The 13,270-nt window shown below is 63.0% G+C and carries 10 protein-coding genes; 6 read left to right on the forward strand and 4 right to left on the reverse strand.

Going from position 1 to position 13,270, the window contains the following annotated elements; all coding sequences use genetic code 11:
- The first annotated feature begins 79 nt into the window (after positions 1–79).
- Positions 80–2,497, forward strand: a complete 2,418-nt coding sequence (gene ppsA / locus AB0O97_RS04115) for a phosphoenolpyruvate synthase (protein ID WP_363880214.1) — start codon at positions 80–82, stop codon at positions 2,495–2,497.
- Positions 2,498–2,634: 137 nt separating this feature from the next.
- Positions 2,635–4,020 carry an MBL fold metallo-hydrolase gene (locus tag AB0O97_RS04120; protein ID WP_363880216.1) on the forward strand — a complete coding sequence of 462 codons (1,386 nt, stop codon included), beginning with the start codon at positions 2,635–2,637 and terminating at the stop codon, positions 4,018–4,020.
- 168 nt (positions 4,021–4,188) lie between these two features.
- On the opposite strand, the gene AB0O97_RS04125 is transcribed toward AB0O97_RS04120, so the two are convergent.
- Both AB0O97_RS04125 and AB0O97_RS04130 read right to left on the reverse strand, forming a co-directional pair.
- Positions 4,189–4,830, reverse strand: a complete 642-nt coding sequence (locus tag AB0O97_RS04125) for an NAD(P)-binding domain-containing protein (protein WP_363880219.1) — start codon at positions 4,828–4,830, stop codon at positions 4,189–4,191.
- A 66-nt stretch (positions 4,831–4,896) separates the two neighbouring features.
- Positions 4,897–5,958 (reverse strand): zinc-dependent alcohol dehydrogenase family protein, encoded by a 1,062-nt coding sequence (locus AB0O97_RS04130; RefSeq protein ID WP_363880222.1) that lies wholly within the window; start codon positions 5,956–5,958, stop codon positions 4,897–4,899.
- 282 nt (positions 5,959–6,240) lie between these two features.
- Here AB0O97_RS04130 and AB0O97_RS04135 point away from each other — a divergent pair, with 282 nt between their 5' ends.
- The 3 genes from AB0O97_RS04135 to AB0O97_RS04145 all read left to right on the forward strand — a co-directional run bounded on the left by AB0O97_RS04135 (position 6,241) and on the right by AB0O97_RS04145 (position 10,694).
- Positions 6,241–9,501, forward strand: a complete 3,261-nt coding sequence (locus tag AB0O97_RS04135; protein WP_363880225.1) for a beta-phosphoglucomutase family hydrolase — start codon at positions 6,241–6,243, stop codon at positions 9,499–9,501.
- A 474-nt stretch (positions 9,502–9,975) separates the two neighbouring features.
- Complete coding sequence (locus AB0O97_RS04140) at positions 9,976–10,254, forward strand: hypothetical protein (RefSeq protein WP_363880227.1); 279 nt, start codon at positions 9,976–9,978, stop codon at positions 10,252–10,254.
- On the forward strand, positions 10,251–10,694 hold the full coding sequence (locus tag AB0O97_RS04145; RefSeq protein ID WP_363880229.1) for a hypothetical protein: 444 nt from the start codon (positions 10,251–10,253) through the stop codon (positions 10,692–10,694). The genes AB0O97_RS04140 and AB0O97_RS04145 overlap by 4 nt, the downstream gene beginning before the upstream one ends.
- An 845-nt stretch (positions 10,695–11,539) precedes the next feature.
- Here AB0O97_RS04145 and AB0O97_RS04150 read toward each other — a convergent pair.
- Positions 11,540–12,010, reverse strand: a complete 471-nt coding sequence (locus AB0O97_RS04150; RefSeq protein ID WP_363880231.1) for a pyridoxamine 5'-phosphate oxidase family protein — start codon at positions 12,008–12,010, stop codon at positions 11,540–11,542.
- Positions 12,011–12,369: 359 nt separating this feature from the next.
- Here AB0O97_RS04150 and AB0O97_RS04155 point away from each other — a divergent pair, with 359 nt between their 5' ends.
- Positions 12,370–12,495 carry a hypothetical protein gene (locus AB0O97_RS04155; protein ID WP_363880234.1) on the forward strand — a complete coding sequence of 42 codons (126 nt, stop codon included), beginning with the start codon at positions 12,370–12,372 and terminating at the stop codon, positions 12,493–12,495.
- Here AB0O97_RS04155 and AB0O97_RS04160 read toward each other — a convergent pair.
- Complete coding sequence (locus AB0O97_RS04160) at positions 12,488–13,210, reverse strand: VIT family protein (protein ID WP_363880237.1); 723 nt, start codon at positions 13,208–13,210, stop codon at positions 12,488–12,490. The genes AB0O97_RS04155 and AB0O97_RS04160 overlap by 8 nt on opposite strands.
- Positions 13,211–13,270 lie beyond the last annotated feature (60 nt).

Raw genomic sequence — 13,270 nt, forward strand, 5'->3', positions numbered from 1 at the left:
TGACTAGTTGCGTGGGCACCTGGCCCAAGGACGCTCATGGCGGAGCGCCCGGGAGACTGAAAAAGGAAAGCTGATTACGGTGAACAAAGTGAATGTTGTCTGGCTTGAGGACGTTGGCATCAAGGACGTTGCCGACGTTGGTGGAAAAAATGCATCCCTAGGTGAGATGCTCCATGCGCTGTCCGCTGAAGGGGTCAGGGTGCCCGGCGGCTTCGCCCTCACTGCGTCCGCGTACCGGGAGTTCATCGTTGCGAACGACATGGCGCCAAAGCTGGAGCGGATCCTCGCCATCAGGGATGGCAGCGACACCAACTGGCGGTCCATTGGAACTGAGATTCGGGAGCTGATCCTCACGGGCGAGTTCCCTGCCGGGATTTCCCAGCACATACGTTCCTTCTACCGCGAGCTTGCTGTGCGCACCGGACAGGCGGACCCCGCCGTCGCCGTTCGCAGCAGCGCCACTGCCGAGGACCTGCCCGACGCCAGTTTTGCCGGACAACAGGAAACGTTCCTGAACGTCAGGGGCGAGCAACAACTGGTGGATGCCTGCCTGCGCTGCTACGCCTCCCTGTTCACCGACCGGGCCATCAGCTACCGGGAGATCATGAACTATGGGCATCTTGAGGTGGCGCTGTCAGTGGGAGTGCAGCTCATGGTCCGCTCCGATGTGGGCGCCGCAGGAGTCATGTTCTCCATCGACACTGAAACCGGCTTCCCGAGGGCCGCCGTCATCAGCGCCAACTGGGGACTCGGCGAGACTGTGGTGCTGGGCATGGTCAACCCGGACAAATACGGGGTCTTCAAACCACTCCTTGACACCGAGGCGTTCTCACCCGTGATCGAGAAGACACTCGGTTCCAAGGCTCGCAAACTTACCTACTCTGCCGACGGTGGTGCGGGAACACTCATGGTTGACGCAAGCGATGAGGAACAGGTCTCCTTTTGCCTGAACGACGGCGAGATAGTCCAGTTGGGCAGGTGGGCCGTCCAGATAGAGAACCACTATGGCCGGCCGATGGACATGGAATGGGCCAAGGACGGGGTGAGCGGAGAACTGTTCATCGTCCAGGCCAGGCCGGAAACCGTCCAGGCCCGCAGGAGCGGCACAATGATGACCACGCACCGGCTGACCGAGGAGGGGCGGCTGCTGGCCGAAGGCGCCGCCGTGGGCGATTCCATTGCCTCAGGCACGGCCTGCGTGATCAAGAGCGCCGCTGACATCGGCAGCTTCGTGGACGGATCAGTGCTGGTTGCCGAACAAACCGATCCGGACTGGGTCCCGGTCATGAAGCGGGCTAGGGCCATTGTCACCGACAAGGGCGGGGCAACCAGCCATGCGGCAATCGTGAGCCGGGAACTGGGGATCACCGCCGTCGTCGGGACCTCAATCGCCACCAGCGTGATTGCGGAAGGGCAGGCCATCACGGTTTCCTGTGCGGATGGGGACGCCGGCCACGTCTATGAGGGGCTCTTGGCGAACACCCAAGACGATGTGGACCTTGGCGAAATGCCGGCCACGCGGACGGCCGTCATGCTCAACCTGGCCAGCCCGTCCGAGGCGTTCAAGTGGTGGCGCCTGCCGGCCAAGGGCATAGGGCTGGCGCGCATGGAGTTCGTCATCAACGACATGGTGCAGGTGCACCCGATGGCCCTGGCCCGCCCGGAGCGGGTTACGGATCCGGCCGACCGGGCCAGGATCAAGGAACTCACGCGCGGCTATGACGACCCGGCAGACTACTTTGTGCACACCCTGGCCTGCGGGCTGGCCAAGCTGGCGGCACCCTTTTACCCCGCCCCGGCGGTGGTCCGGTTCAGCGACTTCAAGACCAACGAGTACGCCCATCTGGTGGGTGGTTCAGCCTTTGAAGAGGAGGAATCCAATCCGATGATCGGATTTCGGGGGTCCTCACGTTACTATGATCCGCGCTACCGGCCCGGTTTTGAGCTGGAATGCCGGGCCATCCGGCGCCTGCGCACCCACTGCGGCTTCATGAATGTCATCGTGATGGTGCCGTTCTGCCGGACGCTGGGCGAAGCTGACCGTGTCCTGGCGGTGATGGCCGAGAACGGCCTTATCCGAGGTAAGGACGGGCTCAAGGTGTACATGATGTGCGAGATCCCTGCAAATGTTGTCCTGGCTGAAAAGTTTGCCGCCAAGTTTGACGGCTTCTCCATCGGTTCAAACGACCTAACGCAACTGGTGCTCGGTGTGGACCGGGACTCGGCTGCCCTTGCGCAGCTCTTTGACGAACGCGACGAGGCCGTGACGGCCATGATCAGTGCAGCGGTCGCCGGAGCCCATGCGGCAGGCATCCACATTGGGATCTGCGGGCAGGGCCCCAGCAACCACCCGGACTTTGCACAGTTCCTGGTTGCCGAGGGCATCGATTCCATCTCGTTGAATCCGGACAGCTTCCTGCGCACCGTCCCCATCATCGCGGCGGCCGAGGTCGTAGCGAAGCACGAACTTCAAACCACGGCAGCGCCCGGACAGTGAGCTCCGGGTGGGGTCCTAATGCCCTAGGCGCTCCTGCGCCAGGTGCCTAGCCTTAATGCACAATGCCGGATCGCCCCGCCGTCGGGATTTTCCCTAATGGCGGCGGGTGCCGGCCACTCGACAAGCAGGGGAGCGACATGAACCAGGATCAAAGCCCAACGTTGCGTTTTCTCGGCGGTGCAGGGAGCGTCACTGGTTCCAAGTACCTGCTGGAAGCGCCAGGACAGCGGATACTGGTGGATTGCGGCCTGTTTCAGGGCTATAAGTACCTCCGGGACAGAAACCGGGCCAGGTTGCCCGTGCCGGCGTCGTCAATCGATGCCGTCATTGTGACCCATGCCCACCTTGACCACACCGGATATCTGCCGGCACTGGTCCGTGACGGGTTTCGCGGCCCCATCCACGCCACAGAGGGAACCCAGGAGCTGTGCTCCCTGCTGCTCCCAGACAGCGGGCACCTGCTGGAGGAGGAAGCCCACTACGCCGAACACAGGGGCTCTTCCATCCACACCCCGCCCGTGGCCCTGTACACGGCTGCGGACGCGGTGCGCTCGCTCAAGAGCTTCCGGGCCCACGACTTTGACAGGCCCTTCGAGGTTGGCGGGGGCATCAGCGCGACCTTGCTACCCGCTGGTCACATTCTTGGTGCCGCGCAGATCCATTTGTCGATCGCCGGGCACAGCGTCCATTTCACGGGGGATCTGGGGCGGGCGGACGACCCCCTGATGTACCCACCCCGGGGACTGGAACCGGTGGATGTTCTTGTCACGGAATCGACGTACGGAAACCGCTCGCACCCGCCCGGAAACGCCGACGACGGGTTGGGGGAACTGGTCAACCGGGTGCTCAAGCGTGGCGGTGTGATTATGATTGCCTCGTTCGCAGTGGGGCGGGCCGAGAGCATATTGCTGAGCTTGTCGAGGTTGCTGCGTCGCGGCGCGATCCCGGAGGTCCCGATCTTTCTGAACAGTCCGATGGCAATCGATGCCTCGCTCATGTACCAGCGGCACCGCGACGAGCACCGGATCAGCGACGCCGAGTTTAGCCAGATGTACAAGCTGGCAACCATGACCCGGACAGTGGATGAGTCCAAGCTGCTCAATCTCCGTGGCGGGCCCATGATCATCATCTCCGCCAGCGGCATGCTCACCGGCGGACGGATCCTCCACCACGTGGCCAGCTATGGGCAGGACCGCAGGAATGCGATTGTGCTGGCCGGATACCAGGCCGGCGGAACTCGGGGAGCTTCGCTGGCATCAGGGAACCGCCAGCTGCGCATCTATGGGCAGGATATCGCCGTCCGGGCGGAAGTATTTCAGACGGAGGCGTTTTCGGCCCACGCCGATGCTGACGCCATCATGGCCTGGTTGCGGAATGCCCCGGAAGCGCCGCGCATGAGCTACATCGTCCACGGTGAACCTAACGCCTCCGAGGCCCTGCGCCTGCGGATCAAGCACGAACTGGGATGGAAAGCACGGGCGGCAGAGTATCTGGAAACAGTCTCCCTGGCGCATCCGCACTGAGCCCGGCTCAGCGGAAGGCGGGGCCGCCGTCGGGTCCCGCCTTCCGCTGTGGCTATCGTGATGTTGCGGTTGTCCCCAAGGCCCTGACCGAGTGGCCGGATCGGGCACCACTGACGACGCGATCGGGCTCACTGGTTTGTGCAGTCATGTCGCTCCCGCTCCAGGAGATCACGGAAGAAGCTTGATTGCAGTGTCCCAATTGAAGTTCTCATGTTCCGGGTCCACCTGCAATCCCATGAGCATCAGCATCATGGCCTCCAGTTCCCGCGCCCGGCGGAGGGGGCCGACGTCGATCGGACGTAGGCCGGATGCGGCCACGACGGCGCTGACTTTGAGCTTGGCTTCCTGTGAGTCGCCTGCAATGAAGACGTCCAAGGGCTGTCCGGCAACCTGTCCGGCTTCAAGGGTTGCCGCGAAACAGGTGTTGAATGCCTTGACCACCAAAGCTTCCTTGGAAGCATGCAGGGCAACCTGCTCTGCTGCCGATGTCCCTGCGGGGGTACGCATTGAGTCAAAGTCTGCCAGGTTGACCGGGTTGCTGATGTCGACCACTACCTTGCCGGCCAAGGTTTCTCCGTAGAGGAGCACCGCGTTTATTGCTTCCTCATAGGGGACTGCCAGAAAGACGATGCCGCCTTCGACCACTGCTTCTTCTCCGCCCCCCGTGGCGCCGGCACCGAGGTCTTCGACCAGCTCGCGGGTTCTTTCTCCGTCACGGCCAAGGATCTGGACCGAATGGCGGGCATGGATCATGCGTACAGCTATGGCCCTGGCCATGTGTCCGTTGCCGATGATGGTTACCTGGGACATGGTTTTCTTCCTTTCACAATGGCGAGAAAATGCTATTTCCCACCGGATCTGCTTGCTGCGCGGCGCTCAGCCAGCGCGTGAAATGACGACCTTGAGGGCCTTGGTGGTGGCCGCATTCGAGAACGTTTCGTAGGCGTCCAGCATTTGATCGAAGGTGAAGAAGTGGGTGGCGAACTGTTCGGCAGGGATCTTGTGCGAGGCAACGAGCTTGAGCAGCATGGGCGTGGTGTTTGCGTTAACCAGGCCCATGGTGATGGTGATATTGCGAATCCACAGCTCGTCCAGGTGCAGTTCGACGGACTTTCCATGAACGCCGACGTTGGCCACATGGCCGCCGGGGCGCACCGTGTCCACTGCCATCACAAACGTTTCCGGAAGCCCGACGGCTTCGATGGCAACGTCCACCCCGGCCCCGTCGGTGAGGGCAAAGACCTGCTCTTTCCAGTCTTCGGTGCCGGAGTTGACGACGTCTGTGGCGCCAAATTTTCTGGCCTGCTCCAGTCGGCCCTTGTCCACGTCAAGGGCGATGACCTTGGCCGCGCCGCACAACCCCGAGGTCATCATGGCGGCGAGCCCCACGGGGCCGGCACCGATGACCGCCACCACGTCACCGGGCTTGACCTGGCCGGCAAGGACCCCAATCTCGAATCCGGTGGGCAAAATGTCAGAGAGCATGACAGCCTGGACGTCACTCACGCCGTCGGGCAGCTTGTGCAGCGAGTTGTCGGCGTAGGGCACACGGACATATTCGGCCTGGGTTCCGTCGATGAGGTGCCCAAAAACCCAGCCAATGCCGGAGGCACCCTCGTCCCCGAGACAGTGTGAATACAAGCCGCTGCGGCAGTTGATGCAGTGCCCGCAGGACTTGATGCAGGAGATGATGACGCGGTCGCCGACCGCCAAGTCGTTCACGCCTGATCCGATCTCCGCGACTGTGCCAACGCCTTCATGGCCCAGAATACGGCCCGGCGTGACGGCAGGAACATCGCCCTTTAAGATGTGCAGGTCCGTGCCGCAAATAGTGGTGGTGTCCACGCGGACTATCACGTCACCGGGGTTGGCCAGCCGGGGCATCGGAACGTCTTTCCATTCCTTCTTGCCTGGGCCTTGGTAAACCAGAGCTTTCATGACATGTCCTCTCGATGGGTGCTGCTGCGTGGGACTGCACTTGGCCAGGAGATCCGGCCCGCACCATCGACGCTACTGCCGGACGGGCGCCGTGATTAGGGCCAAAGTGCCCGCATATGAACCATTTGGCAGCCGGACCCCCGCGGACAAGGTGGGACCTTGTGCCCTGTGCAGCCCGGGCATTTGCAGGGAACATAGGAATGAGCATTGCCGCCCAGGCGGCATAGGGCCGGAGGCAGCTTGCGGGCGTCAAAACACGCGGAAACGGGAATGGTGGAGGACATGAAACTCCGGAATGTCTCACGGGCGCACAACAGGACGGCGCCGGCAGGTGGCTACGGTGCCGTCATTTTTGACATGGACGGCGTGGTCACGGACACCGCCAAGGTGCATGCGGCAGCATGGAAGACGCTTTTTGATGAAGTATTGCCAGTCTTGTCTAGTGACTCGGGCGAAGGTTTTGACCTTGAACGGGACTACCGGACGTTCGTTGACGGCCGGAGTCGCGAAGACGGCATCAGGACCTTTCTGGCACATCGGGGAATCCATGCACCCGAAGGCGATTCCGGCGACGCACCGGGCACCTTGAGCATCTTCGGCATGGCCGCCCGAAAGCAACAAATCTTCGGGGGACTCATCAAGGCGCCAGGGGCAGTCGTCTTCCCCGATGCGCTGGCGCTGTTGCGCCGGCTCCTCGGTGCCATGGTGCCAACTGCCCTGGTCACGGCCAGCCGGAACTGCCGGGCGATATTGGCTGCAGCAGGCATCACAGAACTGTTCACTGTTCTCGTGGATGGAACCGATGCGGCAAACCTTGAACTGCCGGGGAAACCGGACCCGGCAATGTTCCTTGAGGCAGCCCGGCGTCTCCATGTCCGGCCGGCGGACGCCGTCGTCCTGGAAGACGCCTCGGCGGGTGTCCAGGCCGGGGTATCCGGCGGCTTTGCGTTGGTCGTTGGTGTCGACAGGGGCACGGGGAACGGAAGCCTGCTGGAGTCCGGGGCGAACGTCGTCGTCAAAGACCTCAGCGCCCTGTCACTGGTGCGGCCGCCGGCAAGTGCCACCAATTGGGCACCGCCAGCCCAAACCGAAGATGAACCATGGACCAAAGATGGGGTCGTTGACGAATGGCTGCTGGGCTTCGATGGCTTCGATCCAGCCCAGGAAGGCCAGCGAGAAACGCTGTGCGCACTCGGAAACGGGTACTGGGCCACCCGGGGATCCGTTCCCGGCACGCACGCCGACGAAACCCACTATCCGGGAACGTACTTCGCAGGTGTCTACAACCGCGCCGTGACACAGCTGGCCGGACGGATTGATGAAGCCGAGCACATGGTCAATGCCCCTGATTGGACATTTCTTTCCATCCAGCCGGTTGGCGGTCCACTGCTGCAACCGGGGGAGCCGGAGATGCTCAGCCACCACCAGTCCCTTGACCTCCGGCACGGGATATTGACTCGGAGCAACCGCTATCGCGACTCCGCCGGCAGGACCACACGTGTGGTGTCCCGGCAGTTCCAGTCAATGGCTGACCCCCATCTGGCTGTCATTGAAACAACCGTCGAAGCCGAGGACTGGGTGGGGGAGATGGAGGTGGTTTCTGCCATCAAGGCAGCTGCGGGCAACCGGAACTCCGAAGCTGACAGCCACCTCTCCGGTGACCACCTCATGGCCATTGGCGGCAGCCGGCTAGATGAGGAAACCGTCCTGTGGAAATCCCGGACCATGCAGTCAGGCATCGCCATTGCCATGGCCCTTCGCACGCGCCTGAGAAATGCCGTGGGGGAGCCGGTCACGGTCAGGCGCCGGCCGCTCCTGGATGCTGTCAGGGCCGGGTTCTCCATCCACTTCGCCGTGGAGCCGGGACGGCCTGTCACCATAGAAAGGACTGTGGCGGCAACTACTTCGCGCGACCGGGCATTGTCAACTGCCCCGCTGTCTGCGAGCGCGCGGATGGCGCGGACGGCGGCGCCGGAGACTCTACTGCGGGCCCACAAAATCGCCTGGGACGACCTCTGGGGTATTTTTGGGATGGCCTTGGGAACCGGACCAAGCCACCGCCAGGCGCTGAACCTCAACACCTTTCATGTGCTGCAAACCGTCGCCTCAGCCGGACCCGACCTGGACGCCGGCGTGCCAGCGAGGGGACTGCATGGTGAAGGCTACAGGGGACATATTTTCTGGGATGAACTGTTCGTATTTCCGATGCTCACCCTCAGGCGCCCGGACCTCACCAGGTCGTTCCTGCTGTATAGGTACCGTCGCTTGGACGAGGCCAGGGCGGCGGCCCGGGCGGCGGGTTTCGTTGGGGCCATGTTCCCATGGCAGAGCGGCAGCGACGGCCGGGAAGAGACACCATCCGCACTGTTCAATGTTCGGGACCAGCAATGGATGCCGGACAACTCCCGGCTGCAACGGCATAGTGGCCTGGCCATTGCCTACAACGTCTGGATGTACTTTCAGGCCACCGGTGACACCGCATTCCTGGCCCGGTACGGTGCCGAACTACTGGTGGAAGTTGCCCGATTCTTCGCCGCCCTGGCCACATCCTCCTCGGTGGATGACAGATACGACATCACGGCGGTCATGGGTCCTGATGAATTCCATGACGGTTACCCGGGCCAGCCCGGCGAGGGCGTGCGCAACAATGCCTACACAAACGTGCTTGCATCATGGGTTCTGGTGAAATCCGCGGAAGCGATGGACACTGTCTCAGCGGTCGACGGCGGATCCCTTCAGTTGCGCCTCTCCGTGGGGCCGGAGGAACTCGCCGCATGGGACAGGATCAGCCGCCGGCTGCGGGTGCCATTTCACGCCGACGGTGTCATCAGCCAATTTGAAGGGTATGAGGAGCTGAAGGAATTTGACTGGGCCAGCTATCGTCACCGATACGGTGATATTGCCCGCCTGGATCTCATACTTCAGGCGGAAGGGGACTCGACCAACAACTACAAGCTGTCCAAACAGGCCGATGTCCTCATGCTGTTTTACCTGTTGTCTGCCGAGGAACTCAGGGAAGTTTTCGACCGGCTTGGCTACCTGTTTCCACCCGATATGGTTCCTCGGACCATCAGCTACTATTTGGCCCGTACCAGCCATGGCTCTACCTTGAGCAGGCTGGCGCACAGTTGGGTCCTGGCACGCAGCGACCGGCAACAATCCTGGACACTCTTCACCCAGAGCCTGGAATGCGATATTGCAGACACCCAGGGCGGGAGCACAAGGGAAGGCGTGCACCTCGGCGCCATGGCCGGGACCTCGGACATGGTGCTGCGCTGTTATGGAGGGGTGGAAACGCGTGGGGACACGTTGTGGCTGCATCCCCTGCTGCCGAATGAGCTCTCACGCGCATCTTTCCAGCTTTGTTTCCGCGGCCAGCAAATTGCCGTCACGCTCACTGCAGACAACGTCTCGATGATCCTCGCCGCAGGCCGGGCCGCGCCTATCCACATCAACATTGAAGGCCAGGAGCACGTCCTTGGGCCTGGCGACAGCTTGAACATGGTGCTGGAAACCCGGGAATCCACAGTGCTCCACCGTTGAGTACGTCGTCATTGGCACGTCGCCCGGCCTCCGGTGCGACGTGCCCAGGCGAAGTGACGCGCTGGCAAGCGCGCCGAAGGGGAAGCGGCAACCAGAACCGGAGCAGCCGCCAGCTGGTGACCTCCGGGACTGCAGTTGCGGCAGGTGTTCCAGCGGGCCAGCGCCCGGGCGGCAGGAAGCGACCGCTCTCTGGCAGATTCTGCCATTGCCAAGACGTGGCCAGATTGTGTTGCCGTGCCATCTTTGGCGGTGCCACCGGGGCTTTCGCCTCTAGGGGACCAGCGGAGATTGGGACACCATGGGAGGCATGACTGAAGAAGCAGCCCGACTTTCCCTGCTTCGGCAGGGGAGGGCACGAATGGGTGCCGCCGGGCGAAGGGGAGGGTACATCTTTGCGGCGTTCGCCGCCGTCGTATTCCTCTGGTTCACAAACATCTGGCCGGGGCGGCAGGTGCGGCCGTTTCTTGACAGTGCGTGTGTGAATGGTTTCGGGCGCAGTCGCGGACACGCGGCAGTGCAGCAGCCGCCGACACGCAGTTTGGGGGCGCATCCCTCGTCGCCGGCCGTGCCTCCAAGGCCGCCGACAGCCATCTGGACCAGACCGGATCCGCCATGGTCGCACCGCCGGGGTGTCTCCCTGTCACCGACCGGGAAACGATCATGCTGTCCGGAGAAGTGACCTGTGCCCAGCCCGCGGGCGGGAATCTTGCCGCACAGGCATCGAAAACCATTGGAAAGGCTCCAGCATCATGAAGCATGCCCGGGCAACACTCGTCATTCTCTTCCTTTTTGGGGCATTTTCCGCAGTTGTGGGTGCCGTGATGGCCTTGGTCTTCAACGGCGCCGGAATGCCCCTGGCATCTTTGGAGGGCAGCCCGTTCCATTCGTTCGTGGTCCCGGGACTCATCCTCGGCTTGGTGGTCGGCGGCACCCAATTGTTGGCCGCACTGGCGTTGCTCGCAAACCGCCAGTGGTCCCTTTTGGCAGCGGCCGTCGCCGGATTTGGCATGTTGATCTGGATCTTCGTGGAGCTGGCCGTCATCCATGGGTACTCATTCCTGCAGGCGGTCTACTTTGGGCTCGGCATTGTGGAACTGGCCCTGGTCCTTGCCTTGCTGGGAGTCGCTGGGAGCGCCGTTGCCGTTGAACGTGACAGGGCGGCTCCCGACCGTGGGCCCGGCTTCTCGAGGTAGTGATTCAGCCCCGCCAAGTTGTTCCCGCCCGGCGTTTGCCCACGTCCGTGATCACGGGGAGGCCAGGAACAGCGGCCGTGGAAACTGGGTTCAGGTAGTTGGTGGCCTCAGTTGGCCGGGGCGCGCCGGAAATGGCCGGCAGCAAAGTCGAACACTGCCTCACCAGGGGCGTCAATGAGACGTAACACTGGATCAACCTCCCGATGCGTCAACGCCGCCTTGGCGGCAGCCGGCGTGGAGCGGACCCTGAGTGTTCTGGTTGGCAACTTTGGCTCCGGAAAATGAAAAAGCGACCCCTCCGGAGACATGGCGAGCATGACGGGCAGCCGGTGCTAAACGTGCGTACGAGGCTAGGTGTGCGGCGCGGGTGACGGTTTAGCGGGTACCTCGGCGATGATGATCGCAGCGGTCCTGACGGCGACTCCCGGCCGGGCTCAGTTGCGACCAGCGGCTGGGTGACGCACCGTGGATGTGCGCGGACAGAACCAAGGATGTGAGCGGTGCGGGCACGGCCGGGTACATGCAACGGCAGGCGCGCGGGATATCGCCGACCACGTCCGTGTGGGCGGGATGCAACCACCGGGACGGGACAGACCGGAGCGGGACAGTACTGGCCGTGGGAGAGGGATGTGACCCTTCCCCCACGTGGACTGGCCGCAGTCTTGCGGTGGACTTGTCCAGTTGGGCTAAACCAGGCCGTGTTGCGGACCGTCCATGGCACCCGCAGCAGAGAGCGCTGCCGATGCGAAGGACGTATCCTCTCCAAGGTTCCAGCGGCCAGAGGGTTACCAAGTCCCGTTGGAGACAGGCAGAGACAGTTCCCGGGTGGAATGCCCGGGAGTCGCCTATTCGAGCCCAGCCCGGACTGCGTCATTCAAGGGAAGGTTCCACGTCATGGAAGCATCCATCGTGAAACGCCTGCCAGTAACGGTGTCCGGCACAATGCGAATGAGATGGCTCTTTCCCACCCCTTGCCATGGAAACAATCCACGAACTGCAGCGTTAAGTTCAGAGCCGTCCGCCGGCACGCTTTCGGCGCTGCCTTTGACGACGATACTCCACGCGAGGCCAAATTCTGCGCTGACAGCGTCTGCTTCCAACGCGACGCTGGCATCGTCATTGATGGCATCAACTTTGGTGCCGGGGCCCGTGCGGAACAGGAGGGATTCGCCGTCGATCTTGTAGTTCACCGGGAAGACGTCCGGCTTCCCGCCAACGATCACGGCAAGCCTGCCGACTGACGTGTCGGAAAGGAGCTTCCAGCATTGCTGGGTTGTCAGGGATTCTGCTTTGGGTGCCACTTTGTCATCTCTCATGTGACGATCCTACGGAGGGACGGTTAAGCCAAGGTAGGGCACAAAGGCCCAAACTTTAGCACCCTGGTGCTCCTGCGTGCCGCCGTCACACGTTCGTCCAGCCACGCACCGTGCCCGGCAAGCTGGAGTTGTCGGTAGGCGAGCCTGCCACCATCCGGATGGCACGGCCCGGCTGGTCGGCACCGCATTGGAGACATTTTCCGACGACGTACGCGCCCACCTCGTGGGGAACTGCGCACGCACCACCGCCGGAGCATCATGTGCGAAACACTCCACATTGACTGGACCAGGTGTGACGGCCGCAGGCTGTGCACCAAAGTGCTGCCGGAGCTGTTGGGCCGAGATGACTGGGGTACCCCATGGCCAGGCAGGCGCGCAATGGCGAGCGCACAATCGTTGAGATTGGTGTGGACGATCTAGAGGATGCTCGCGAGGCGGTTGCGCTGTGCCCCAAGCCGGCACTGGCCCTAAAGGCCGCTAAATGACCCCGCTTGCCCCGAGCAGGCTGCCAATTCCATAAGTCGCCGCGAGGGCCAGAGCGCCGCCAATGACGAGGCGCACGGCCGAGGTGGTCTTGGAACTGCCCCCGATGGCGGCGCTCAGTGTGCCGGTGAGGGCAAGGGCCAGCAGGACGGCGGCAAACGTCACCGGGATCCGCCATGCGGTGGGTGGCAGCAGGATGGCAATCAGCGGCAGTATGGCGCCGATGGTGAAGGCTGCGGCCGAGGCGTAGGCAGCCTGCCAGGGGCTGGCCTCGTCAGCCTCGTCAATGTTCAGCTCTGCGGAGAGATGGGCGGCCAGGGCGTCATGTTCAGTGAGTTCGAGCGCCACCTGCTGTGCTGTCGCATCGCTCAGGCCCTTGGCCAGATAAAGGCCGGTGAGTTCTGCCAACTCCGCCCCCGGGTCCTCGGCCAGCTCCCGGCGTTCCATTTCGACCAATGCCCGCTGGCTGTCGCGCTGGCTGCTCACGGATACATACTCGCCCAGGGCCATGGAAACGGCACCGCCCACCAGGGCGGCGGTGCCGGCCACAAGAATTGGGGTGGGCGTGTTGGTCACACCCGCGACGCCCACCACCGTTGCGGCCACTGAAACGATGCCGTCGTTGGCGCCGAGGACCCCGGCCCGGAGCCAGTTCAGGCGCCCCGCAATGTTGGCCGTGTGCGGTTCGTTGCTGTGGGATCCGGTTAAGTTGCTCATGGGCCCAAACTAGCAGGCGGCCCCTTGCGGCAGCTTGCCCGCGAAGGGTGGGGCCGCCGG

The organism is Specibacter sp. NPDC078692, assembly GCF_040686835.1.
GTDB lineage: Bacteria > Actinomycetota > Actinomycetes > Actinomycetales > Micrococcaceae > Specibacter.